Source organism: Streptomyces asoensis, from assembly GCF_016860545.1.
GTDB lineage: Bacteria > Actinomycetota > Actinomycetes > Streptomycetales > Streptomycetaceae > Streptomyces > Streptomyces asoensis.
In genome coordinates this window covers 12,718-37,637 of record NZ_BNEB01000001.1, presented here as the reverse complement: position 1 = coordinate 37,637, position 24,920 = coordinate 12,718, and the positions used below count along the sequence as shown (strand labels likewise).

Below are 24,920 nucleotides of genomic sequence, written 5' to 3'. Positions count from 1 at the left end.
ATCGGTGGACACGGCCCGTCACCGTCCGCGGCGCGCGGCACAATGGCGGCATGACCAGCACCAGCAGCCTCGACCCCGAGATCGCCGCGCGCCTCAAGCGCAGCGCCGACGGTCTCGTCCCCGCCATCGCCCAGCAGTACGACACCGGTGAGGTGCTCATGCTCGGCTGGATGGACGACGAGGCGCTGCACCGCACACTCACCACCGGCCGCTGCACCTACTGGTCGCGCAGCCGCCAGGAGTACTGGGTCAAGGGCGACACCTCCGGCCACTTCCAGTGGGTCAGGTCCGTCGCCCTGGACTGCGACGCCGACACCGTGCTCGTCAAGGTCGACCAGGTGGGCGCCGCCTGCCACACCGGCGCGCGCACCTGCTTCGACGCCGACGTGCTGATCGAGAACGCCGGTTCCGGCGCAGCCGCCGCGGATCAGTAAGGTCAGCCGCCATGGACCTCGAGACGTTCCGCAAGCTGGCCGCCGACCGCCGCGTCATCCCCGTCACCCGCAAGCTCCTCGCCGACGGCGACACCCCGGTCGCGCTCTACCGCAAGCTCGCCGCCGAGCGCACCGGCACCTTCCTGCTGGAGTCCGCGGAGAACGGCCGCACGGCATACCAGTGGTCCCGCTACTCCTTCATCGGCGTACGCAGCGCCGCGACCCTCACCGCACGCGACGGCCAGGCCCACTGGCTCGGCACCCCGCCCGTCGGCGTCCCCGTGGACGGCGACCCGCTGGCCGCCCTGCGCGCCACCGTCGAGACCCTCCACACCCCCCGCGAGGACGGCCTGCCGCCCTTCACCGGCGGCATGGTCGGCTACCTCGGCTACGACATCGTCCGCCGCCTGGAGAAGATCGGCCCCGGCGACCGCGACGACCTGCGGCTGCCCGAGCTGACCATGCTCCTCACCAGCGACCTCGCCGTCATGGACCACTGGGAGGGCTCGGTCCTGCTGATCGCCAACGCGATCAACCACAACGACCTCGACACCGGCGTCGACGAGGCCTACGCCGACGCGGTCGCCCGCCTGGACGCGATGGAGGCCGACCTCTCCCGCCCGGTCGCCCAGCCCCCGGCCGTCCTCCCGCCCTCCGAACTCCCCGAGTACAGCGCCCTGTGGGGCGGCCCCGACTTCCAGCGGGCCGTCGAGGACGTCAAGGAGCGCATCCGCGCCGGCGAGGCCTTCCAGGTCGTCCCCTCGCAGCGCTTCGAGACGGCGTGCACGGCCGGCGCCCTGGACGTCTACCGCGTGCTGCGGGCGACGAACCCGTCCCCGTACATGTACCTGTTCCGCTTCGACGGCTTCGACGTCGTCGGCTCCTCCCCGGAAGCCCTGGTCAAGGTCGAGGACGGCCACGCCATGGTGCACCCCATCGCCGGCACCCGGCACCGCGGGGCCACCCCGCAGGAGGACCAGGCCCTCGCCGACGAACTGCTCGCCGACCCCAAGGAACGCGCCGAGCACCTGATGCTCGTCGACCTCGGCCGCAACGACCTGGGCCGGGTCTGCGAACCGGGCTCGGTCGAGGTCGTCGACTTCATGTCCGTCGAGCGGTACTCGCACGTGATGCACATCGTCTCCACGGTCACCGGGAAGGTCGCGGCGGGCCGCACCGCCTTCGACGTCCTCACCGCCTGCTTCCCGGCCGGCACCCTCTCCGGCGCCCCCAAGCCGCGTGCCATGCAGATCATCGACGAACTGGAGCCGTCCCGCCGCGGGCTCTACGGCGGCTGCGTGGGCTATCTGGACTTCGCCGGCGACTCCGACACCGCCATCGCCATCCGCACGGCCCTCCTGCGCGACGGCACCGCCTATGTCCAGGCCGGCGCGGGCATCGTCGCCGACTCCGACCCGGTCGCCGAGGACCAGGAGTGCCGCAACAAGGCGGCCGCGGTCCTGCGGGCCGTCCACACGGCCAACCGGCTGGGCTGACGGGCCCCTTCCGGGCGGCCGGGCGGACCGCCGCCGCGCAGATAGGACGCGTCTCACGTGAACCCCGGGTGCCGGTTCGCCCGGGGTTCAGGCGATAGTGGACTACGTGACTGCTGTTCCGCACCCCCGATCCGAAGCCGCCGCCCCCGCCGGGTCCGGCCGCCGCAGCCTCGCGCTCGCCCTGCTCTTCGGCGCGCTGGGCTCGGCCGTGACCCTGCTCTCCACCCGGCAGCTCTGGTCGCGGGGCACGGCCACGGTGGCCGGCGGCGCCTTCCCCCTGACCGCCAAGGGCAGCGACGTCACGGGCGTGCCCGCGGCGCTCGCCATAGCGGCGCTCGCCGCGCTCGTCGCCGTGTTCGCCGTCCGCAGGACCGGCCGCTTCGCGGTCTCCGCCCTGCTCGCGCTCTCCGGCGCCGGCACCGTGGCCGCCGCCCTGATCGGCGCCTCCGACGGCTCCGCGCTCGACGAGCAGGCCGCGCGGGCCTCCGGCGACACCTCGGCGACCGTCTCCGCGTTCAGCCACACCGCCTGGCCCTACGTCGCGGCCGCGGGCGGCGCGCTGATCCTGCTGGCCGGCCTGCTCGCCCTGCGCTACGGCCGCCTGTGGCCCACCATGTCCGGCCGCTACGAACGCGACGGCACCCCCCGCCCCCGCCGCGCGCCCAAGCCCGTCGACCCGGACCGGCCCGAGGACATGTGGAAGGCCCTGGACCGGGGCGAGGACCCCACGGGCGCGGATCCGGCCTGAGCACGGGCACGGGGCACCGGACGTGACGCCCGGTGCCGGGCCCCGCACCCCCCGCGCCCGCCCCGCCGGCGGTGTGGTGAATCAGACGCCGTCCGCAAGCCACCCCCGCGTCCGGAGCGGGTCCGGGTACGGGACAATGGACGAGCAGCGTCCGGCTCGGACGGACACAGAGACAGCAATGAGGAGCAAGTCATGGCGGGCAGCAGCCACGGACACACCCCGGCCGCCTGGACCGGTGTCATCATCGCCTTCATCGGTTTCGCCGTCGCGGGCGCGTTCATGGTGATGGCCGAGCCGATCGGCTTCTGGGCCGGCATGGCGATCGTGGCGCTCGGCGGTGTCGTCGGCGGCATCATGCGCGCGATGGGCCTCGGCATGCCGACCGACACGCACCCGGTGCACCAGGTCGCAGCGACCCGCGAGCCGGCGGGCGCCGAGAGCTGAGTCCCGCAGGACTCCCGCAGGACCGCCGTGATGGGCGGCCGGTGCACAACCGGCCGCCCCTCACGCGCGTGCGGCGCCCCCGCGGGGCACAATGCGAGACGTGAACGCCGACGGTCACCGCGTGACGCCCCCGGCACCACCGGTGCCCCCGATGCCCCCGACACCGCGGGGCACCGTGTTCGGGCGGCTCGCCGTGCCCGCCGGGATCCTCGCGGCCGTCGTCGCCGCGTTCGCCTACGTCGGGACCGTCGACCCCAACGAGCCCGGCCACTACCCGGTCTGCCCCCTGCTGCGCCTCACGGGCCTGTACTGCCCCGGCTGCGGCGGTCTGCGCAGCGCGCACGCCTTCGTGCACGGGGACCTCGTCACCGCCCTGCACGACAACGCCCCCGCCGTCGCCGCCTATCTGGGCTTCGCCGTCCTGTGGACCGTCTGGGTGGTCCGCGCGGCCCGCGGACGGCCCGTGCGCCTCGAACCCGGCGCCGTGCGGCTGTGGGCGCTGGGTGCGTTCCTGCTGGTCTTCACGGTTGTCCGGAACCTGCCGTTCGGTGACCGGCTGCATCCTTGATCAACGGGGGAACGTCCAGGTAGTGGGAATGCCGTCAACCGGATGCGGGGCCTTCGCCCTCCTGCGGATACCATCGCAGTGACCGCCTTTTTTCACCGGTCGCTGCAATTGTCAACCGTCTGTCAGCCGTCTGGAAGGGGGCCGCTCGCGTGAGTGTGCTCGACGAGATCATCGACGGAGTCCGTGCCGACCTCGCGGAGCGGCAGGCGCGCGTCAGCCTCGACGAGCTCAAGGAGCGCGCGGCGAAGGCCCCCGCCGCCAAGGACGGCGTGGCCGCCCTGCGCGGCGACGGCGTCAAGGTGATCTGCGAGGTCAAGCGCTCCAGCCCGTCCAAGGGCGCGCTGGCCGCGATCGCCGACCCGGCCGGACTGGCCGCGGACTACGAGGCGGGCGGCGCGGCCGTCATCTCCGTCCTGACCGAACAGCGCCGCTTCGGCGGCTCCCTCGCGGACCTCGAGGCGGTCCGCGCGCGGGTCGACATCCCGGTGCTGCGCAAGGACTTCATCGTCACCTCGTACCAGCTGTGGGAGGCCCGCGCGTACGGCGCCGACCTCGCGCTGCTGATCGTGGCCGCCCTGGAGCAGTCGGCCCTGGAATCGCTGATCGAGCGTGCCGTCTCCATCGGCCTCACCCCGCTCGTCGAGGTCCACGACGAGGACGAGATCGAGCGTGCGGTCGACGCGGGCGCCAAGGTGATCGGCGTCAACGCGCGCAACCTGAAGACCCTCGAGGTCGACCGCGGCACCTTCGAGCGGATCGCCCCGGAGATCCCGGCCCACGTGGTCAGCGTCGCCGAGTCCGGTGTCCGCGGCCCGCACGACCTCATCGCGTACGCCAACGCCGGCGCCGACGCGGTCCTGGTCGGCGAGTCCCTGGTCACCGGCCGTGACCCGAAGACGGCCGTCGCCGACCTGGTCGCCGCGGGCGAGCACCCCGCGCTGCGCCACGGCCGCGGCTGATCACCCGGTAGGATCGGTCCGATGACACCCACGACGACGGCCATGGACCGGTACGCCCGCCTCGCGCGCGGCTGCCGCCCCCGTGGCTGCCGCGCGCCCGCCCGCCGGGTGCACGGCCGGCGCGTGCGGTACGTCATCGGGGACGAGCCCGGGCAGGTCAACGGCCGTCGATGGCAGCGCGCCCTTTAGGGGCGCGGGGATCTCAGCGATCAGCCACATACGGCTCGCAGCCGACGGACAATCCCTGCCCCCACGGCGATCAGTGCTGTTCACACACCACTCACCGTGAGGTCCACTCATGCCCAGCGAGTTCTTCGTTCCCGATCCCGAGGGTCTGGTTCCCAGCGCCGAAGGCTACTTCGGCGCGTTCGGCGGCAAGTTCATCCCGGAGGCCCTCGTCGCCGCCGTGGACGAGGTCGCCGTCGAGTACGACAAGGCCAAGCACGACCCCGAGTTCGCCCGCGAGCTCGACGACCTGCTCGTGCACTACACGGGCCGGCCCAGCTCCCTCACCGAGGTCCCGAGGTTCGCCGAGCACGCCGGCGGCGCCCGGGTCTTCCTCAAGCGCGAGGACCTCAACCACACCGGCTCCCACAAGATCAACAACGTGCTCGGCCAGGCACTGCTCACCCGGCGCATGGGCAAGACCCGTGTGATCGCCGAGACCGGCGCCGGCCAGCACGGCGTCGCCACGGCCACCGCGTGCGCGCTCTTCGGACTCGAGTGCACCATCTACATGGGCGAGATCGACACCCAGCGCCAGGCCCTCAACGTGGCCCGCATGCGCATGCTGGGCGCCGAGGTCGTCGCCGTGAAGTCCGGCAGCCGCACGCTGAAGGACGCCATCAACGAGGCCTTCCGCGACTGGGTCGCCAACGTCGACCGCACCCACTACCTGTTCGGCACGGTCGCCGGACCGCACCCCTTCCCGGCGATGGTGCGCGACTTCCACCGCGTCATCGGCGTCGAGGCCCGCCGCCAGATCCTGGAGCGCGCGGGCCGCCTGCCCGACGCGGCGGTCGCCTGCGTCGGCGGCGGCTCCAACGCCATCGGCCTCTTCCACGCCTTCATCCCGGACTCCGGCGTCCGCCTCGTCGGCTGCGAGCCGGCCGGCCACGGCGTCGAGACCGGCGAGCACGCGGCGACCCTGACCGCCGGCGAGCCCGGCATCCTGCACGGCTCCCGCTCCTACGTCCTCCAGGACGACGAGGGCCAGATCACCGAGCCGTACTCCATCTCCGCCGGTCTGGACTACCCGGGCATCGGCCCCGAGCACTCCTACCTCAAGGACACCGGCCGCGGCGAGTACCGCGCGGTCACCGACGACGCGGCCATGCAGGCGCTGCGTCTGCTGTCGCGCACGGAGGGCATCATCCCGGCCATCGAGAGCGCCCACGCGCTGGCCGGAGCCCTGGAGGTCGGCAAGGAGCTCGGCAAGGACGGGCTGATCGTCGTCAACCTGTCCGGTCGCGGCGACAAGGACATGGACACCGCGGCCCGCTACTTCGGCCTGTACGACACCGACGCCGAGGTCGCCGCCGACGCGGCCGCCACCGCCGAGATCGAGGGGGACGCCAAGTGAGCGGGACCGCAGTCACCGGCGGCAACAGCCGGCTGCTCTCGGAGACCCTTGCCGCGGCCGGGGCCGAGGACCGCGCCGCGCTCATCGCCTACCTGCCGGCCGGCTTCCCGACCGTGGACGGGGGCATCGAGGCGATCAAGGCTGTTCTGGACGGCGGGGCGGACGTCGTCGAGGTCGGGCTGCCGCACAGCGACCCCGTCCTCGACGGCCCGGTGATCCAGACCGCCGACGACATCGCGCTGCGCGGCGGGGTGCGGATCGCGGACGTCATGCGGACGGTACGGGAGGCCTTCGAGGCCTCGGGCAAGCCGATCCTCGTCATGACGTACTGGAACCCGATCGACCGCTACGGCGTCGAGCGCTTCACCGCCGAACTGGCCGAGGCGGGCGGCGCGGGCTGCATCCTGCCCGACCTGCCGGTGCAGGAGTCGGCGCTGTGGAGGGAACACGCCGACAAGCACGGCCTCGCGACGGTCTTCGTCGTCGCGCCGAGCAGCCAGGACGCGCGGCTCGCGCAGATCACCGAGGCGGGCAGCGGCTTCGTGTACGCGGCCTCGCTGATGGGCGTCACCGGCACCCGTGAGTCGGTGGGCACCCAGGCCCAGAACCTGGTCGAGCGGACCCGGGCCACCGGCAGCGGACTGCCCGTCTGCGTCGGTCTCGGCGTCTCCGACGCGGCGCAGGCCGCCGAGGTGGCCGGGTTCGCCGACGGCGTGATCGTGGGCTCGGCCTTCGTCAAGCGGATGCTGGACGCGCCGGACGAGGCGGCCGGCCTCGAAGCGGTGCGCGCGCTCGCGGGCGACCTGGCCCGGGGCGTGCGCCGGAAGGTGTAGCCGGGGGCCGGTCACGGCTGCCGTACCGCTCACTCGAACGGGTGGACCTGGGACCGGGGAGGCGCAATGCGCCTCCCCGGTTCGTTCTGGGGGTGTGAGCGAGAAGAATCGTGCGGGAAAGCGCACCGCCAGAGAGCGCCTGGCGGTCGAGCGGGAGAAGCAGAAGGCCTCGGAGCGGCGTCGGCGGACGCTGATCGTCGCGTCCAGCGTCGTCTGCGTGCTGGGCCTCGCGGCGGTGATCGGCATCGTCGCGGCGAACTCCGGCAAGGACGACAGCAGCGACAAGGCGGGCCCGGTGGTTGCGCCCTCGGGGGCGAAGGGCGAGGACGCGCTGGCGATCCCCGTCGGCAAGGAGAGCGCCAGGTCCACGCTCACCGTGTGGGAGGACTTCCGCTGTCCGGCCTGCAAGGCGTTCGAGACGGCGTACCGCCCCACGATCCACGAGCTGACGGCCGCGGGCAAGCTCCGGGTCGAGTACCACCTGGCCACCCTCATCGACGGCAACATGGGCGGCAGCGGCTCGCGCAAGGCGGCCAACGCGGCTGCCTGCGCCCAGGACGCCGGGAAGTTCCCCGCCTACCACGACGTGCTGTACGAGAACCAGCCGGAGGAGACCAAGGACTCCTTCGCCGACACCGACAAGCTCATCGGGCTCGCCGCGAAGGTCGACGGCCTGGACACCCCCGCCTTCCGTGCCTGCGTCGAGGGCGGCACCCACGACAGCTGGGTCGTGAAGTCCAACCAGGCCTTCCAGAACGGCCACTTCGGCGGCACCCCGACCGTGCTGTTCAACGGCAAGAACATCTACGCGGACCAGTCGATGACCCCGGCGAAGCTGAAGCAGATGGTGGAGGAGGCCGACAAAGGGTGACAGAGGGTAAGGCCCCTTCACACCTGCCCGTTATGGAGCCGTAGCCGGGCTGCCCGCCGTCGGCCCGGCCCGGCACGGTAGCGTCGACCCTGCCATGGAACTTGCCTACATTCCCAGCCCGTCGCACGGGGTGCTGTACCTCGGCCCCGTTCCGCTGCGCGGCTACGCGTTCTGCATCATCATCGGCGTCTTCGTCGCGGTCTGGCTCGGCAACAGGCGCTGGGTCGCCCGGGGCGGGCGGACCGGCACGGTGGCCGACATCGCCGTCTGGGCGGTGCCCTTCGGCCTGATCGGCGGCCGCCTCTACCACGTGATCACGGACTACGAGCTGTACTTCAGCGAGGGCCGTGACTGGGTGGACGCCTTCAAGGTCTGGGAGGGCGGTCTCGGCATCTGGGGCGCGATCGCGCTCGGAGCGGTGGGCGCGTGGATCGGCTGCCGGCGCCGGGGCATCGCCCTGCCCGCCTACGCCGACGCCATCGCACCGGGCATCGCGCTCGCCCAGGCGATCGGCCGCTGGGGCAACTGGTTCAACCAGGAGCTGTACGGCAAGGAGACCGACCTTCCCTGGGCCCTGCACATCACGTCCTCGGCGGACGGCCGGGTGCCCGGCTACTACCAGCCGACGTTCCTCTACGAGTCGCTGTGGTGCGTCGGCGTGGCGCTCCTGGTCATCTGGGCCGACCGCCGCTTCAAGCTGGGACACGGACGGGCCTTCGCGCTGTACGTCGCCGCGTACTGCGTGGGCCGCGCCTGGATCGAGTACATGCGGGTCGACGACGCCCACCACATCCTGGGCCTGCGGCTGAACGACTGGACCGCACTGGTCGTGTTCCTGCTCGCGGTGGCGTACTTCGTCGTCTCGGCGAAGAAGCGGCCGGGCCGTGAGGCAGTGGTCGAGCCCGCCGCGCAGGCCTCCGGCGACGCGGCGGAAGCCGAGGGCGGGTCGCAGGACGCGGCCGACGGGGACGCCCCGGAGTCCGGGGCGAAGCCGGCTGCCGAGGGTGCCGGGAAGACCGACGCCGACGCCGAGGGCAAGGCGAAGGCCGGGACGAAGGTCGCGACGAAGACCGAGGCCAAGACCGAGGCCAAGACCGAGGCCAAGGCCGCGGCGAAGGCCGGTGCCGTGAGTGCCGGGAAGTCCGACGCCGACGCCGCCGGTGTGGCGAAGGCCGGTGCCGGCGAGTCCGGCGCGCAGACCGCCGACGCCCCGAAGGCCGAGGCCGTTCCCGAGGCGAACGGCAAGGCCGGTGCCGAGGCCGGCGCCGGGAAGCCGGCCGCGGTGAAGGCCGAGGCCAAGGACGAGGCCGGGTCCGCGGGCAAGAAGAGCTGACGGCCGGTAGGCCGACCGACGACGAGGGCGCCCGGGATCTCCCGGGCGCCCTCGTCGTCCGTGCGGCGGTCGCGGCTTCAGCCCCCGCGGGCCGCCAGGGACAGCGTCCGCTGGGCCGTCGCCACCACGGCCGCGTCGATGAAGCGGCCGTCGGGCAGCGCCTGGGCGCCCTGGTCGATGGCCGCCGCCTTCACGATCGTCTCGGCCTCCTCCAGTTCGTGCTGGGTGGGCAGGTAGGCCTGTTCGATGATCGGGAGCTGGCGGGGGTGGATGGCCGCGCGGCCCAGGAAGCCGAGGGTGCGGCCGTGGGCGCAGCTCGTGGCCAGGCCCTCCAGGTCGCGGATGTCGGGGTGGACCGACTGGGGCGGGGGTGCCAGGCCCGCGGCCCGGGCGGCGACCACGACCCGGGCGCGGGACCAGTCGAGGCCCGCGTCGGCGCGGACGCCCAGGTCGGCCCGCAGGTCCGCCTCGCCGAGGGCGATGCCGCGCAGCGAGGGGTGGGCGCAGGCGATGGCGTAGGCGTGCTCGATGCCGAGGGCCGTCTCCAGGAGGGCGTGCAGAGGGACGGCTCCGCGGTCCGAGGGCGGGACGCTCTCGGCGACCCGGGTGATCTGGTGCGGGGACGTCACCTTCGGCAGGCGCAGGGCGGCGACCCCGGGGAGGGCGGCCATCGTGCGCAGGTCCGCCGCGGCGAACGGGCTGTCCAGGGAGTTCACCCGGACGTGGACGGGGACCGGCTGGGGCTCGCCCAGGCGTTCGGCGGTGGCCGTGCGGGCGTACTCCTTGCGGTCCGGGGCGACCGCGTCCTCCAGGTCGACGATGACGACGTCGGCGCCGCAGGCGAGGGCCTTGGTGACCGTCTCCGGGCGGTCGCCCGGCACGTAGAGCCAGGTCAGGGGCGTTCTGCTCACAGGACGCCCGCCTCGCGCAGGGACGTCAGCTCGGCTGTGGTCAGCCCCAGCTCGGTCAGGACCTCCTCCGTGTCGGCGCCGTGCGGGCGGCCGGCCCAGCGGATCGCGCCGGGGGTGGCGGAGAGCCGGAAGAGCACGTTCTGCATACGGACGCGGCCCAGTTCGGGGTCGTCGACCGCGGTGATCGTGTCGAGGGCCTGGTACTGGGGGTCCGTCATCACGTCCCGCACGTCCTGCACCGGGGCGATCGCCGCCTCGGCCTTCTCGAAGGCGGCGAGGACGTCGACGCGGTCCCGGGCGGCGATCCAGCTGCCGACCGCCTCGTCGAGGACGTCGGCGTGGGCGGCCCGGTCGGCGCCGGTCGCGAACCACGGTTCGTCGATCAGGTCGGGCCGTCCGACCAGGCGCATCACGCGCTCGGCGACCGACTGGGCCGACGTGGACACGGCCACCCAGCCTCCGTCGGCCGTGCGGTAGGTGTTGCGGGGGGCGTTGTTGGCGGACCGGTTGCCGGTACGGGCCTGGACGTAGCCGAGCTGGTCGTACCAGAGCGGCTGGGGGCCGAGCACGGTGAGGATGGGCTCGATGATCGCCATGTCGACGACCTGTCCCTCACCGGTGCGGTCGCGGCCGGCGAGGGCGGTCATGACGGCGTAGGCGGTGGCCAGACCAGCGATCGAGTCGGCCAGTCCGAAGGGCGGCAGGGTCGGGGACGCGTCCGGCTCCCCGGTGATCGCGGCGAACCCGCTCATCGCCTCGGCGAGGGTGCCGAAGCCCGGCCGGTGCGCGTAGGGACCGAACTGGCCGAAGGCGGTGACCCGGGCGAGGACGAGCCGGGGGTTGGCCGCCGACAGCGTGTCCCAGCCGAGGTCCCACTTCTCCAGGGTGCCGGGGCGGAAGTTCTCGACGACGACGTCGGCCGTGCGGACGAGACGCAGGAGGGTGGCGCGGCCGCCGGGCCGGGAGAGGTCGAGGGTGATGGTGCGCTTGTTGCGGCCGAGGATCTTCCACCAGAGGCCGACGCCGTCCTTCGACGGGCCGTGACCGCGGGAGGGATCGGGCCGGGTGGGGTGCTCGACCTTGACGACATCCGCGCCGAAGTCGCCGAGCATGGTGGCGGCCAGCGGCCCGGCGAAGAGGGTGGCCAGGTCGAGGACGCGGATCCCGTGCAGGGGTGCGGGCTTCTCGGTCATGACGCGCACGGCGAATCGGCCCGGGCGCGGCGGGGCGCCTGGGCGGTGGTGTCCGCGGGGGCGGCGGGATCGGGGTGCGTGCGGCCGGGCACGGCGGTGTCGGTCATGGGCGGGAAGCCTCCCGGTGGGTGAGGGACCAGGTGAGGTGGGCCAGGGTGTCGAAGCCGGTGCCGTCGAGACCGGCGACCGAGGTGGCCAGGCGGTTCTTCAGGGGCGCCGTCCAGTGGTCGGGCAGGGCGGCCGGGTCGCCGGTGAGCAGGGCGGCGATCCCGCCGGCCGTCGCGCCGACCGAGTCGGTGTCCAGGGCGCCCGACACGGCACGGCCGATGGAGCCGGTGAAGTCGCCGTCCGCGTGGGTGAGGGCGGCGGCGAGCAGGGCGCAGTTGGGGACGGCGTGGACCCAGTGGTACGCCTTGTGCTCGGCGTGCAGTTCGTCCACCACGGTGTCGAAGTCGGCGTGCTGCGCGGCCAGTCGGACGGCGTCGGTGACGGCCCGCGCGAGACGGGAGCGGGGCGGGACGACGCTCAGGCCGGTGCGCAGACAGGCGTGGACGTCCTGGGTGCCGGTCGCGGCCGCGGCGATGGCGGCCGCGGTGAACATCGCCGCGTAGACCCCGTTGGCGGTGTGCGTGAGGGTGGCGTCGCGGTGGGCCTGTTCGGCGGCCGCCGCCGGGTCCCCGGGGTTGGTCCAGCCGTGCACGTCGGCGCGGATGAGGGCGCCGATCCATTCGCGGAAGGGGTTGCGGTGGCGTGCGGTGAGCGGGGGTTCGATGCCGCAGAGCAGGTTGCGCAGCGCGACGCGTTCGGCGGTGAAGGCGCGGCCCGCGGGGAGTTCGTCCAGCCAGAGCCCGGCCACGTCCGCGGTGGTGAAGTCCCTGCCGTGACGTTGCAGCAGGAGCAGGTTGAGCAGCGGGTAGTTGAGGTCGTCGTCCTCGGGCATGCCGTCGATGTTCTCGGCCAGCGAGGTGGCCGCCGAGCGGCGGTTCCAGGGGTGCTCCTCCAAGAGCGGCCCGGGGACTCCGCGGGCGGTGAAGTAGCCGGTGAGGGGCCAGTTCCCGGTGGACCGGGCGAGCCGGCGGACCGCGTCCAGGGGGAGTTTCTCGACCGGTTTGCCGAGCAGGCAGCCGACGGCCCGGCCCAGCCAGGCCGCTTCCAGGGCGCTGCGGGCGGGCGCGGGCGGGTCGCCGTCCGGCCGGTCCGGCCACTCCCGGCACAGGGCCTTGATCCGCCGCAGGTCGGTCGGCTCGTGCTCCGCGGATCTGCTGGGCAGGTCGGCCAGTTCGTCCAGGAGGTCCTCCGCGAGGAGACGGAGGTAGCGGGACGGCGGCTGGGGGGACGCGCCCGCCCGGGCCGGTGCCTCGCAGCCGCCGGCCGCCTTCCACCGCGCGGCGACCGCCGACGGCTCGCGGCCGTCCTGGGCCGCCTGGCGCAGTTCGTGCCCGAGGAGGTCCTCCGGCTGCACCCAGGTCAGTCGGAGCATCCCGTACCTCCGATCGCGGCGAACGCCCGCTCGTGGGTGCGACGGTTTTGCAGGTCCCGGCCGAAGATCTCCCGGGTGACCTCGGCGAGCGTCGCCGCGGGCTGCCAGAGGTCGAGGCGGCTCGCCTCGGCGACCTGCTTGGACCACTCGTCGGGCGGGGGCGAGCCGAGGGCGCCGGCCATCGCCGCGGCCATCGTCGCGATCGAGTCGCAGTCGCGGCCGTAGTTGACGGAGCCGAGGACCGCCTCCCGGTAGTCGCCGCCGGCGACCAGCAACATCCCCAGGGCGACGGGGAGTTCCTCGACGGCGTGCAGCCGGGACGGTCGGCGGGCGGCCAGCGAGGGGCGGCGGTAGTCGGGGCCGACGGTGTCGTACGGCGTCACCGCCTCCCGCAGCGGGACCAGCGCCGACTCGAAGTCGCCGTGGCGCGCGGCGGTTTCACAGACCTTCTCGATCGCCGTTCGCGTCCCGTCCTGCGCCAGTGCCAGACAGGCCTCGACGACGGACTCCGCCGTCGCGCCCGGCACGCAGGCGGCCGCCACCGCCGCCGCGAAGACACCGGCCGCCTCCCGGCCGTAGGAGGACTGGTGGGCGCCCGCGATGTCCAGCGCCTCGGCGTACGCGCCCGCCGGATTGGCCGCGTTGACCAGGCCCACCGGTGCCATGTACATCGCCGCACCGCAGTTGACGATGTTGCCCGCGCCCGCCTCGCGCGGATCGACATGGCCGTAGTGCAGCCGTGTCACGAGCCACTTCTCCGCGAGGAAGATCCGGTGCAGGGGGAGTGCCTCCGCCTCCAGTTCGGGGATCCAGCGGGGTGTCGTCAGCAGGTCCGGGACCAGGTGGTCCGCGATCGCGTAGGCGTCCAGGTGGTCGCGGACCGTGGCGTAGACCCTGATCAGCGCGTGGGTCATCAAGGTGTCGTCGGTGACGTGCCCGTCGCCCTTGTGGTACGGGGCGAGGGGACGGGCGGTGCGCCACCGGTCGCCGTTCCAGGGACCGACGATGCCGTGGACCCGGCCGCCGTGGCGCTCGAGGATCTGCTCGGGGGAGTAGCCCTCCACGGGGCCGCCCAGGGCGTCGCCGACGGCCGCGCCGACGAGGGCGGCCGTGATGCGCTCTTCCAGGGTTGCGCCGTTGCTTTCTTGTGCTTTGGGCGTCATGCCCCGAATCATCCTCCTGCGGGGCCCGGTTGTGCGGCTTCCAGGAGTCCGGCGAGTTCCACCAGGTCGGTGCCGGTGAGCCGGGGCAGTACGCAGCCGGAGAGGGTGCGGCAGCTCTCGCGCCAGGAGGCGGGGATCGCGGCGCCGCCGCCCAGCGCGCCGGTCAGCGCGCCCGCGAGGGCCGGGGCCGAGTCCGCCACCCGGGACAGGCAGGCGGCGGCGGGCACCGCCTCGTGGATACGGCCGCCGGACGCGGTCATCAGGGCGAGGGCCACCGGGACCGTCTCCGCCGCCGCGATGCCGTAGCTGTAGACGTGGTCGACGATCTGGTGTTCCAGGAGCGGGACGAGCGCGAACGCGCCGTCGCAGGCGTGGGCCAGGGCCAGGGCGTGCCGGGCGTTGCGGCCGATCTCCGTGTGCTCGGGGAGTTCGGCGAGCGCCGCCGCCGCACAGGCCCCGGGGTCCGCGCCGGCCAGGGCCAGCGCGCAGGCCGCCGCCATCGCGCGGGCGCCGTGCACGCCGTCGCCGTCCTGGGTGTAGCGGGCGTCGAACTCGGCGAGTTCGGCGGCGCCCCGGGGATCGCCGGGGTGGGCCACCGCCAGGACGCAGGCCCGGACACAGGCCGCGTCGTCGAAGTAGTGGGGGTTGTCGTGTCCGGTGGCGGGCGGCCGCAGACCGGCGGCCAGGTTCCCGAGGCCGGCGCGGACGGAGATGCGGGCGCGCAGCGGCAGGACGGCGGACTCCACCTCGGGCGCGCGGTCGGCGGCCGCCGCGACCTCGCAGGCGACGGCGTTCCAGGTGAGGTCGATGGCGGCGCGCATCCGGCGTTCGCGGCTGAGGTCGCCGAGGGCGGCGTCGTCCCCGGCCCGCAGGACCGCCTCGGCCGCGAAGGCCGCCCACTCGGCGTCGTCGGAGGGGCCGAGGCGCAGCGGTTCCGGGGGCTGGTTGAGGGCGATGGGGACGGGGAGGGTGGTCGTCGCGTTGTGTTCGGCGAAGGTGTCCAGTTCGCGGGTGAGGCGGCGGGTCCACTCCGGCATGCGGGCGGCCCGGTGCCGGGCGGCGGGCCAGCCGGCGGCGTCCCCGGCGGCGAGGCCGACGAGGAGACCTTCGACGCGGCGCGCGTCCCGTGCCCGGCCGCCGTCCTCGCCCTCGGTGTCCCGTTCGCCCCGGCCCTCGTCACGGCCTGCGACCCGGTCCTCGGCGGGGTGCGTGCGCGGTCGGGCGGACCGGACGGGCGGGGGCGGTGCTGTCGTCGGGTGCGGGTGCGGGTGCAGGTGTGCCGGCGCGGTCGCCGGCGGGTGGGGGTCCGTGGCGGACGGGGCCGGCCCGTTCCAGGGGGCGGGGGGGTTCACGAGGCTGCCTCCGTAGCGTCGTTCGCGGCCAGGGTGTAGGCCGTCGGGTCGGACGGGGTGGGGCGGCCGAGGGCCATCAGGCTCGGTACGAGGTCCTCGACGACCATGCCCTCGCCCCACTTGCCGCCCTCGCCCGGCACCAGCAACTCGGCCACGTCCAGCACGTGGTGGCCCGCCATCGACGGCAGGCAGCTGCCGCGGGCCGGGCCGATCGCCGCCGCCCACCGCGCCGGGATCGCCGACGCGCCCTGCGTCGCACCGGCCAGGGCGCCGGCCACCGCCGCCGTGGTGTCCGCGTCGCGGCCCATGTTCACCGCCGTCAGGACGGCTTCGCGGAAGTCGCCGTCGGCGGCCGCGTAGGCGCCGAAGGCGAGGGCGACGGCCTCGGGCGCGAGGTCGGTCCACGGGTAGCCGCCGATCACGACGGCGGAGCGGACTGCCCGTTCGCCGCGGTGGGCCACGGCCACCGCCCGCCGCAGCGAGCGCGCCGTCCAGGAGTCCTCGGGGATCACGGCGAGGGCGGAGGCGACCACCGAGATCGCCGGTGCTCCGGCCATCGCCGCCGCGACCCCCGCCGCGACCGCCTGGCCGCCGTAGATGCCCTCGCCGTCGTGGCTCACGGCGCCGTCGATCGCGACCAGCCGGGCCGCCTCCGCGGGGCGGCCCGCGGCGAAGACGCCGAAGGGCGCGGCGCGCATGGCCAGGCCGTCGCTCCAGGCGTGCCGGTGCTGCGCGGAGATCGGTGCGGCCAGGCCCCGGCGGAGGTTCTCCAGGGTGCCGCGTTCGCTGAAGCCCGCGCCGCGGAAGGGGCCCTCGTCGCGGTCCGCGATCCACTGGTGCCAGGCCGCCTCGACGTGCGCCGGGGTGAGCGCGGAGCCGTGGCGGGCCAGCAGCAGTCCGGAGAAGATCGCGTACTCGGTGTCGTCGGTGCCGGCCGGTCTGTCGGTGACGTAACCGGTGATGCGGCCCCAGCGGGCGCGGATCTCGGAGGGCTTCATGTTCTCCGCCGGGGCGCCCAGGGCGTCTCCCACGGCCAGGCCGAGCAGGGCGCCACGGGCCCGTTCGCGCAGTGCGGCGGCGTCCCCCGGCGCCGGGACAGAGGGGATGCAGGCGTTCGATGCCATACGCGGCCTCTCCTGAGGGGGCCCGCACGGGGCGCGGAGCCCTTTGCGGATGTGTCCCACCATCGGCGGTTGACCTCAGCCTCACCGGAGCTCATGTCACCCGGTCGACATCTGTGCAGCAGGATGATCGTCTGAGCATTCGACGGTAAAGCCGCAGGTAAGCGCAGCCTTTCCTTGCTGGCGGGCCGGAATGTTCCGGCGTATGTTTCTGTTTGTCGAAAAATGGATTCAGTCCAAACTTAGCTTCGCCTCAGCTTGCTGGGGCGCTCGGAACACCCTGGGGGACCGCGTGGCCATCATCGAGACCGAAGCCGCCCTGCACGAGGCGCACCGCGACAACCACACCCACCGGGACGTCAACGGAGGGTGGCTGCGCCCCGCCGTCTTCGGCGCGATGGACGGCCTGGTCTCCAACCTCGCCCTGATGACCGGCGTCGCCGGAGGGGCGGTGGGCCAGCACACCATCGTCATCACCGGGCTGGCGGGCCTGGCCGCCGGCGCCTTCTCCATGGCGGCCGGCGAGTACACCTCGGTCGCCTCGCAGCGGGAACTCGTCGAAGCCGAACTCGAAGTCGAGCGGCGGGAGTTGAGGAAGCACCCCAAGGACGAGGAGGCGGAGCTCGCCGCGCTGTACGAGGCGCGCGGCGTCGAGCCCGCGCTGGCCCGGCAGGTCGCCCACCAGCTGTCCCGCGACCCCGAGCAGGCCCTGGAGATCCACGCCCGCGAGGAGCTGGGCATAGACCCCTCCGACCTGCCGTCGCCGCTGGTGGCCGCCGTGTCGAGCTTCGGGGCGTTCGCGCTGGGCGCGCTGCTGCCCGTGCTGCCCTACCTGCTGGGCGCCGCCACGCTGTGGCCGGCGGTGCTGCTCGCCCTGCTCGGCCTCTTCGGCTGCGGCGCCGTGGTGGCCCGGGTGACCGCCCGGACCTGGTGGTTCAGCGGGCTGCGGCAGCTCGCCCTGGGTGGCGCGGCGGCCGGTGTGACGTACGCCCTGGGCACCTTGTTCGGAACGGCCGTAGGATAGGGGGAATGCTATTTATGCGTTGGGCCGTATAAATAGTTGTTACTGACTGGTTTCGAGCACTTGACCAGCGGGCATGAGCCGTAAGCGCTGTGGGCAATGACGCCTCCGGCGCACTCGCGGGGTGAACGACGCCGCAACCCCTCGTCTTGCGGACCGACGGAATCGGATCAGATCGATCTCGCACCCTCCGGTCCCCACATACTTCCAGCCACGAGCGCGGCACCCTCCTCGCGCCCCCGTGGCGTCCGCATGCTGGAACGGAGTATCCGGTTCCCGAGAACCGCTCCATCATGTAACCTGCACGAAATTTTGCGTTACGCAGAGGGCCAACGTCGTCCCTTCGCCAGCAGACATGCCACTTGAGACGACGACGGGAGAGCCGATGCGTACGCCGCGCCAGCCGTCCCAGCATTCCGCGAATGGCCAGAACTGGTCCTTCATGGATGCTCGCCCTGCTGCGCAGGGTATGTACGACCCCCGCAACGAGCACGACGCCTGCGGCGTCGGCTTCGTGGCGAACCTCACCGGCGAAGCGAGCCACACGCTGGTCGAGCAGGCGCTCACCGTTCTGCGCAACCTCGAACACCGCGGCGCCACCGGCTCCGAGCCGGACTCCGGCGACGGCGCGGGCATCCTGACCCAGGTCCCGGACGCCTTCTTCCGCGAGGTCGCCGGATTCGAGCTCCCCGAAGCGGGCGGCTACGCCGTCGGCATCGCCTTCCTCCCCGAGGAAGGCCTCCAGGACGCCGTCTCACAGATCGAGACGATCGCCGCCGACGAGGGCCTCACCGTCCTCGGCTGGCGCGAGGTCCCGGTCGCCCCCGGACTGCTCGGCGCCACCGCCCGCTCCACGATGCCGGCCTTCCGCCAGATCTTCGTGACGGACCACGCGAGCAACGGCATCGTCCTCGACCGCAAGGCGTTCGTGCTGCGCAAGCGCGCCGAACGCGAGGCCGGGGTGTACTTCCCGTCGCTGTCCGCGCGCACGATCGTCTACAAGGGCATGCTGACCACCGGCCAGCTCGAACCCTTCTTCCCGGACCTGTCCGACCGCCGCTTCGCCTCGGCCGTCTCGCTCGTCCACTCGCGCTTCTCGACGAACACCTTCCCGTCGTGGCCGCTCGCACACCCCTACCGCTTCGTCGCGCACAACGGTGAGATCAACACCGTCAAGGGCAACCGCAACTGGATGCGCGCCCGCGAGTCGCAGCTCGTCTCGGACCTGTTCGGCAAGGACGACAAGTCCATCGAGCGGATCTTCCCGGTGTGTACGCCGGACGCCTCCGACTCGGCGTCCTTCGACGAGGTCCTCGAACTGCTCCACCTCGGCGGCCGCTCGCTGCCCCACTCCGTGCTGATGATGATCCCGGAGGCGTGGGAGAACCACGACTCCATGGACCCCGCCCGGCGCGCGTTCTACGAGTTCCACTCCACGATGATGGAGCCCTGGGACGGGCCGGCCTGCGTCACCTTCACCGACGGCACCCAGGTCGGCGCCGTGCTCGACCGCAACGGCCTGCGCCCCGGCCGCTACTGGGTCACCGACGACGGCCTCGTCGTCCTCGGCTCCGAGGTCGGCGTCCTCGACATCGACCCCGCCAAGGTCGTCCGCAAGGGCCGCCTCCAGCCCGGCCGGATGTTCCTCGTCGACACCGCCGAGCACCGCATCATCGAGGACGACGAGATCAAGGCCCAGCTCGCCGCCGAGAAGCCCTACGCCGAATGGCTGGAGGCCGGCGAGATCGAACTCGTCGACCTGCCCGAGCGCGAGCACATCGTGCACACCCACGCCTCGGTCACCCGCCGCCAGCAGACCTTCGGCTACACCGAGGAAGAGCTGCGCGTCATCCTCGCGCCGATGGCCAAGACCGCCGGCGAACCCCTCGGCTCCATGGGCACCGACTCGCCGATCGCCGCGCTCTCCGCGCGCCCGAGGCTGCTCTTCGACTACTTCACCCAGCTGTTCGCGCAGGTCACCAACCCGCCGCTGGACGCCATCCGTGAAGAGCTCGTCACCTCCCTGCGCTCCTCGCTGGGCCCGCAGGGCAACCTGCTCGAGCCGAGCGCCGCGTCCTGCCGGACGGTCACCCTGCCGTTCCCGGTCATCGACAACGACGAGCTGGCCAAGCTCATCCACATCAACGCCGACGGCGACATGCCCGGCTTCAAGGCCGCCACGCTCTCCGGCCTGTACCGGGTGCACGGCGGCGGGGACGCCCTGGCCGCGCGCATCGCGGAGATCTGCGCCGAGGCCGACGCCGCCATCGCCAACGGCGCCCGGCTCATCGTCCTGTCGGACCGCCACTCCGACGCCGAGCACGCGCCCATCCCGTCGCTGCTGCTCACCGCGGCCGTCCACCACCACCTCATCCGCACCAAGCAGCGCACCGAGGTGGGCCTCCTCGTCGAGGCCGGCGACGTCCGCGAAGTGCACCACGTCGCCCTGCTGATCGGCTTCGGCGCCGCCGCCGTCAACCCCTACCTGGCGATGGAGTCCGTCGAGGACCTGCTGCGCGCGGGCACCTTCATCAGCGGCCTCGAGCCCGAGCAGGCGATCCGCAACCTGATCTACGCGCTGGGCAAGGGCGTCCTGAAGGTCATGTCCAAGATGGGCATCTCCACGGTCGCCTCCTACCGCGGCGCCCAGGTCTTCGAGGCCGTCGGTCTCGAGGACGCCTTCGTCGAGAAGTACTTCAACGGCACCGCCACCAAGATCGGCGGCGTCGGCATCGACGTCATCGCCAAGGAGGTCGCCGCCCGCCACGCCAAGGCGTACCCGGCCAGCGGCATCGCGCCGGCCCACCGCGCCCTGGAGATAGGGGGCGAGTACCAGTGGCGCCGCGAGGGCGAGCCGCACCTGTTCGACCCGGAGACGGTCTTCCGCCTCCAGCACTCCACGCGCACGGCCCGCTACGACATCTTCAAGAAGTACACGGACCGCGTGAACGAGCAGTCCGAGCGCCTCATGACGCTGCGCGGCCTGTTCGGCTTCACCTCGGACCGCGAGCCGGTCCCCCTCGACGAGGTCGAGTCGGTCGACGAGATCGTCAAGCGCTTCTCCACCGGCGCCATGTCGTACGGCTCCATCTCCAAGGAGGCGCACGAAACCCTCGCCATCGCCATGAACCAGCTGGGCGGCAAGTCCAACACCGGTGAGGGCGGCGAGGACGCGGACCGGCTGTACGACCCCGCGCGCCGTTCGTCGATCAAGCAGGTCGCCTCCGGCCGCTTCGGCGTCACCTCCGAGTACCTGGTCAACGCGGACGACATCCAGATCAAGATGGCCCAGGGCGCCAAGCCCGGCGAGGGCGGCCAGCTGCCCGGCCACAAGGTGTACCCGTGGGTCGCCAAGACCCGGCACAGCACCCCCGGCGTCGGTCTCATCTCCCCGCCGCCGCACCACGACATCTACTCCATCGAAGACCTCGCCCAGCTGATCCACGACCTGAAGAACGCGAACCCGCAGGCGCGGATCCACGTGAAGCTGGTCTCCGAGGTCGGCGTCGGCACCGTCGCCGCCGGTGTGTCGAAGGCGCACGCGGACGTGGTGCTGATCTCCGGCCACGACGGCGGCACCGGCGCCTCCCCGCTCACCTCGCTCAAGCACGCGGGCGGCCCCTGGGAGCTCGGTCTCGCCGAGACCCAGCAGACGCTGCTGCTCAACGGCCTGCGCGACCGCATCGTCGTGCAGACCGACGGCCAGCTCAAGACCGGCCGTGACGTGGTCATCGCCGCGCTGCTCGGCGCCGAGGAGTTCGGTTTCGCGACCGCGCCGCTCGTCGTCTCCGGCTGCGTCATGATGCGCGTCTGCCACCTCGACACCTGCCCGGTCGGCATCGCCACCCAGAACCCGGTGCTGCGCGACCGCTTCGCCGGCAAGGCCGAGTACGTGGTGAACTTCTTCAAGTTCATCGCCGAGGAGGTCCGCGAGATCCTCGCCGAGCTGGGCTTCCGCACCATCGAGGAGGCCGTCGGCCACGCCGAGGTGCTGGAAGTCGAGCGCGCCGTCGACCACTGGAAGGCGCAGGGCCTCGACCTCGCCCCGCTGTTCCACGTGCCCGCCCTGCCCGAGGGCGCGGCGCTGCACCAGGTCGTCACGCAGGACCACGGCCTGGAGAAGGCGCTCGACAACGAGCTGATCAAGCTCGCCGCCGACGCCCTGGCCGCGGACTCCGCGACCGAGGCCCAGCCGGTGCGCGCCCAGGTCTCCATCCGCAACATCAACCGCACGGTCGGCACCATGCTCGGCCACGAGGTGACGAAGAAGTTCGGCGGTGCGGGCCTGCCCGAGGACACCATCGACATCACCTTCACCGGCTCCGCCGGCCAGTCCTTCGGCGCCTTCCTCCCGCGCGGTGTCACGCTGCGCCTGGAGGGCGACGCCAACGACTACGTCGGCAAGGGCCTCTCCGGCGGCCGGGTCGTCGTCCGTCCCGACCGGGGCGCCGACCACCTCGCCGAGTACTCCACGATCGCGGGCAACACCATCGCCTACGGCGCGACCGGCGGCGAACTGTTCCTGCGCGGCCGGACCGGTGAGCGGTTCTGCGTCCGCAACTCCGGCGCGCTGGTGGTCTCCGAGGGCGTGGGCGACCACGGCTGCGAGTACATGACCGGTGGTCACGCGGTGGTCCTCGGCGAGACGGGCCGCAACTTCGCGGCCGGCATGTCGGGCGGCATCGCCTACGTGATCGACCTGAACCGCGACAACGTCAACTCCGGCAACCTCGGCGCCGTCGAGACGCTCGACGAGACCGACAAGCAGTGGCTGCACGACGTCGTGCGCCGCCACGCCGAGGAGACCGGCTCCACGGTCGCGGCGAAGCTGCTCGCCGACTGGGACACCGCCGCGGAGCGCTTCAGCAAGATCATCCCCAGCACGTACAAGGCAGTGCTCGCCGCCAAGGACGCCGCCGAGCAGGCGGGACTCTCCGAGTCCGAGATCACCGAGAAGATGATGGAGGCGGCGACCAATGGCTGACCCGAAGGGCTTCCTGAACCACGGCCGTGAGGTCGCCAAGTCCCGTCCGGTCGACGTGCGTCTGAAGGACTGGAACGAGGTCTACGTCCCCGGTTCGCTGCTGCCGATCATCAGCAAGCAGGCCGGCCGGTGCATGGACTGCGGCATCCCGTTCTGCCACAACGGCTGTCCGCTGGGGAACCTGATCCCCGAGTGGAACGACTTCGCCTACCGCGAGGACTGGTCGGCGGCGTCCGAGCGCCTGCACGCCACGAACAACTTCCCGGAGTTCACGGGCCGGCTGTGCCCGGCTCCCTGCGAGTCGGCGTGCGTGCTCGGCATCAACCAGCCGGCCGTCACCATCAAGAACGTCGAGGTCTCGATCATCGACAAGGCGTGGGAGACCGGTGACGTCGCCCCGCAGGCCCCCGAGCGCCTGTCGGGCAAGACCGTCGCGGTCATCGGCTCGGGCCCGGCCGGTCTGGCCGCCGCCCAGCAGCTGACCCGGGCCGGCCACACCGTCGCCGTCTACGAGCGCGCGGACCGCATCGGAGGTCTCCTCCGCTACGGCATCCCCGAGTTCAAGATGGAGAAGCGGCACATCAACCGCCGTATCGAGCAGATGCGCGCGGAGGGCACCCGCTTCCGTACCGGGATCGAGATCGGCCGCGACCTCAAGGCGACCGACCTGAAGAAGCGCTACGACGCCGTCGTGATCGCCGCCGGCGCCACGACCGCCCGTGATCTCCCGGTCCCCGGCCGCGAACTCAAGGGCGTCCACCAGGCGATGGAGTACCTGCCGCTGGCCAACAAGGTCCAGGAGGGCGACTTCGTGACGCCCCCGATCTCGGCCGAGGGCAAGCACGTCGTCGTCATCGGCGGCGGCGACACCGGCGCCGACTGCGTGGGCACCGCCCACCGGCAGGGCGCGGCCTCGGTCACCCAGCTGGAGATCATGCCCCGCCCGGGCGAGGAGCGCGACGCGGTCTCCCAGCCGTGGCCGACCTTCCCGATGCTCTACAAGGTCACCAGCGCGCACGAGGAGGGCGGCGAGCGGGTCTACTCCGTCTCCACCACCCACTTCGAGGGCGACGAGGACGGCAACGTCCAGTGGCTGCACCTCACCGAGGTCGAGTTCGTCGAGGGCCGGCTGACCCCGAAGCCGGGCACGGAGCGCAAGATCCCCGCCCAGCTGGTCACCCTCGCGATGGGCTTCACCGGCACCGACCGTGAGAACGGCGTGGTGGAGCAGTTCGGCCTGGAGCTCGACGAGCGCGGCAACGTCGCCCGTGACGCCGAGTTCCGCACCAACGTCCCCGGTGTGTACGTCGCCGGTGACGCGGGCCGCGGCCAGTCGCTCATCGTGTGGGCGATCGCGGAGGGCCGCTCGGCCGCCCGCGGCGTCGACCGCTTCCTGACCGGTGCGAGCGAACTGCCCGCCCCGATCCGCCCGACGGACCGCTCCCTGCTGGTCTGACGGCCCGGCCCCCAGGGGCCCCACACGTCCCGTACAAAGGCGTACGGAACACAGACGGCGCCTGCCCCACAGTCCCCGACCGGACGACCGGGCAGGCGCTGTCGCATGTCCGCGTCCCGGCGCCGGACGGGACTACTGCGCGCGGAACGTCTCCCCGTACACCTGCCAGCGCAGCGGCGGCCGCAGAGCGAGGTTGCCGTCGCGCAGGAAGCGGCGCTGCGTGGTGTCCACGCGGGAGGTGTCGACACCCGGGTGCCGGATCAGCATCGCCCGGCGCCGCGCGTCGAGGAAGGCGGACAGGTAGGCGGACTCGCTGCCGCCCTGCGCCGGGGTGCGCGCCTGCCGCAGGGCACGCGAGCGGATGCCGTCGAAGCTGGTCGGGCTCGTGCCGGGACCGTGGAAGACCAGGGCGTCGTAGTAGATGAACTGGCCCAGCGCGCCCAGCCCGTCACCCCGGCCCCGGTGGACGGCGGGCCCGAAGTAGACGCGGTCGCGCTCGACGTCCTGCGCGGCGCGGAAGGCGGGCACCCGGGACTCCGTCCGCCAGGCCGCCGGGAAGCCGGGGTCCAGACCGGCGTGCGAGGCGGTGCCGTCGACCCGGCGCAGCGCGGGCAGATAGCGGGCGAGCGCGTTGTCCGGGTGGGCGCGGGTGTAGCGCTCGACGAGGGCGAGCAGGTCGTGGGTGCCGGTGCAGAAACCGATCAGGCCGGCCGTGTAGCCCTGGCCGTCCCCGATGTCCTCGACGTAGCCGTACGCGCTGCGCCAGTCCAGGGTCCCGTTCTCGGCGCTGGCCACGATCTCCTGCGCCAGTTCCTTCTGGACGGGGGCGGCGAGGCCCGGCGTGGTCGCCCGGACGGCGGCGGTCGGCCGGGCGGAAGGGGCCGGGGCGAGCAGGTACACCGTCGACGCGACGGCGGCGCAGACCAGGGCGGCGGCACGTTTCATGCCGCACACCCTAGGGCGGGAACATC

General features: G+C 72.9%; 20 protein-coding genes and 1 pseudogene. 14 read left to right on the top strand and 7 right to left on the bottom strand.

The genetic code is table 11. The annotated features are described in order from the left end of the window. Nucleotides 1–50 precede the first annotated feature (50 nt). The 11 genes and pseudogenes from hisI to lgt all read left to right on the top strand — a co-directional run. Nucleotides 51–434, top strand: coding sequence for a phosphoribosyl-AMP cyclohydrolase (gene hisI / locus Saso_RS00175; RefSeq protein ID WP_189916763.1), 384 nt, complete (start codon nucleotides 51–53; stop codon nucleotides 432–434). Nucleotides 435–445: 11 nt separating this feature from the next. Next, on the top strand, nucleotides 446–1,930 hold the full coding sequence (locus Saso_RS00170; RefSeq protein WP_189916761.1) for an anthranilate synthase component I: 1,485 nt from the start codon (nucleotides 446–448) through the stop codon (nucleotides 1,928–1,930). Nucleotides 1,931–2,027: 97 nt separating this feature from the next. Further along, nucleotides 2,028–2,678, top strand: coding sequence for a TIGR02234 family membrane protein (locus tag Saso_RS00165; protein WP_189916759.1), 651 nt, complete (start codon nucleotides 2,028–2,030; stop codon nucleotides 2,676–2,678). 192 nt (nucleotides 2,679–2,870) lie between these two features. Then, nucleotides 2,871–3,122 (top strand): HGxxPAAW family protein, encoded by a 252-nt coding sequence (locus Saso_RS00160; RefSeq protein WP_189916757.1) that lies wholly within the window; start codon nucleotides 2,871–2,873, stop codon nucleotides 3,120–3,122. Between the two features lie 91 nt (nucleotides 3,123–3,213). Beyond that, nucleotides 3,214–3,690, top strand: coding sequence for a DUF2752 domain-containing protein (locus tag Saso_RS00155; protein WP_189916755.1), 477 nt, complete (start codon nucleotides 3,214–3,216; stop codon nucleotides 3,688–3,690). A gap of 149 nt (nucleotides 3,691–3,839) precedes the next feature. Continuing rightward, nucleotides 3,840–4,649, top strand: coding sequence for an indole-3-glycerol phosphate synthase TrpC (gene trpC, locus Saso_RS00150; protein ID WP_189916753.1), 810 nt, complete (start codon nucleotides 3,840–3,842; stop codon nucleotides 4,647–4,649). A gap of 21 nt (nucleotides 4,650–4,670) precedes the next feature. Then, a complete protein-coding gene (trpM, locus tag Saso_RS00145; RefSeq protein WP_189916751.1) occupies nucleotides 4,671–4,838 on the top strand; it encodes a tryptophan biosynthesis modulator TrpM in 168 nt (55 codons plus the stop codon). A 109-nt stretch (nucleotides 4,839–4,947) separates the two neighbouring features. Further along, nucleotides 4,948–6,231 carry a tryptophan synthase subunit beta gene (gene trpB / locus Saso_RS00140; RefSeq protein WP_189916749.1) on the top strand — a complete coding sequence of 428 codons (1,284 nt, stop codon included), beginning with the start codon at nucleotides 4,948–4,950 and terminating at the stop codon, nucleotides 6,229–6,231. Then, complete coding sequence (gene trpA / locus Saso_RS00135) at nucleotides 6,228–7,064, top strand: tryptophan synthase subunit alpha (RefSeq protein WP_189916747.1); 837 nt, start codon at nucleotides 6,228–6,230, stop codon at nucleotides 7,062–7,064. Before trpB ends, trpA begins: the two co-directional genes overlap by 4 nt. A gap of 94 nt (nucleotides 7,065–7,158) precedes the next feature. Beyond that, nucleotides 7,159–7,935, top strand: coding sequence for a DsbA family protein (locus Saso_RS00130; RefSeq protein WP_189916745.1), 777 nt, complete (start codon nucleotides 7,159–7,161; stop codon nucleotides 7,933–7,935). 94 nt (nucleotides 7,936–8,029) lie between these two features. Continuing rightward, a pseudogene (lgt, locus tag Saso_RS00125) lies at nucleotides 8,030–9,058 on the top strand (prolipoprotein diacylglyceryl transferase); the annotation flags it as partial. 287 nt (nucleotides 9,059–9,345) lie between these two features. On the opposite strand, the gene Saso_RS00120 reads toward lgt, so the two are convergent. The 6 genes from Saso_RS00120 to Saso_RS00095 form a co-directional block, all read right to left on the bottom strand. Then, complete coding sequence (locus Saso_RS00120; protein ID WP_189916742.1) at nucleotides 9,346–10,179, bottom strand: HpcH/HpaI aldolase/citrate lyase family protein; 834 nt, start codon at nucleotides 10,177–10,179, stop codon at nucleotides 9,346–9,348. Beyond that, the gene (locus tag Saso_RS00115) at nucleotides 10,176–11,372 is read right to left on the bottom strand and encodes a CaiB/BaiF CoA transferase family protein (RefSeq protein WP_189916741.1); all 1,197 of its coding nucleotides are present in this window, start codon (nucleotides 11,370–11,372) and stop codon (nucleotides 10,176–10,178) included. The genes Saso_RS00120 and Saso_RS00115 overlap by 4 nt, the downstream gene beginning before the upstream one ends. Before the next feature lie 103 nt (nucleotides 11,373–11,475). Beyond that, nucleotides 11,476–12,852 carry an ADP-ribosylglycohydrolase family protein gene (locus Saso_RS00110; RefSeq protein ID WP_189916735.1) on the bottom strand — a complete coding sequence of 459 codons (1,377 nt, stop codon included), beginning with the start codon at nucleotides 12,850–12,852 and terminating at the stop codon, nucleotides 11,476–11,478. Then, a complete protein-coding gene (locus Saso_RS00105; protein ID WP_189916733.1) occupies nucleotides 12,840–14,015 on the bottom strand; it encodes an ADP-ribosylglycohydrolase family protein in 1,176 nt (391 codons plus the stop codon). The genes Saso_RS00110 and Saso_RS00105 overlap by 13 nt, the downstream gene beginning before the upstream one ends. An 8-nt stretch (nucleotides 14,016–14,023) precedes the next feature. After that, nucleotides 14,024–15,367 carry an ADP-ribosylglycohydrolase family protein gene (locus tag Saso_RS00100; RefSeq protein WP_229900971.1) on the bottom strand — a complete coding sequence of 448 codons (1,344 nt, stop codon included), beginning with the start codon at nucleotides 15,365–15,367 and terminating at the stop codon, nucleotides 14,024–14,026. Further along, nucleotides 15,364–16,491, bottom strand: coding sequence for an ADP-ribosylglycohydrolase family protein (locus tag Saso_RS00095; RefSeq protein ID WP_229900970.1), 1,128 nt, complete (start codon nucleotides 16,489–16,491; stop codon nucleotides 15,364–15,366). Before Saso_RS00095 ends, Saso_RS00100 begins: the two co-directional genes overlap by 4 nt. Nucleotides 16,492–16,780: 289 nt before the next feature. Here Saso_RS00095 and Saso_RS00090 point away from each other — a divergent pair, with 289 nt between their 5' ends. The 3 genes from Saso_RS00090 (at nucleotide 16,781) to Saso_RS00080 (ending at nucleotide 23,949) form a co-directional block, all read left to right on the top strand. Beyond that, nucleotides 16,781–17,512: a VIT1/CCC1 transporter family protein gene (locus Saso_RS00090; RefSeq protein ID WP_189916729.1), complete on the top strand. Its 732-nt coding sequence runs from the start codon at nucleotides 16,781–16,783 to the stop codon at nucleotides 17,510–17,512. Nucleotides 17,513–17,894: 382 nt separating this feature from the next. Then, complete coding sequence (gltB, locus tag Saso_RS00085; protein WP_189916727.1) at nucleotides 17,895–22,493, top strand: glutamate synthase large subunit; 4,599 nt, start codon at nucleotides 17,895–17,897, stop codon at nucleotides 22,491–22,493. Next, entirely contained in the window at nucleotides 22,486–23,949 is a 1,464-nt protein-coding gene (locus tag Saso_RS00080) for a glutamate synthase subunit beta (protein WP_189916725.1), read from the top strand. The genes gltB and Saso_RS00080 overlap by 8 nt, the downstream gene beginning before the upstream one ends. Before the next feature lie 132 nt (nucleotides 23,950–24,081). Here the strand turns inward: Saso_RS00080 and Saso_RS00075 are convergent, their stop codons facing one another. Beyond that, nucleotides 24,082–24,894, bottom strand: a complete 813-nt coding sequence (locus tag Saso_RS00075; protein WP_189916724.1) for a chitosanase — start codon at nucleotides 24,892–24,894, stop codon at nucleotides 24,082–24,084. Between the last annotated feature and the right edge of the window lie 26 nt (nucleotides 24,895–24,920).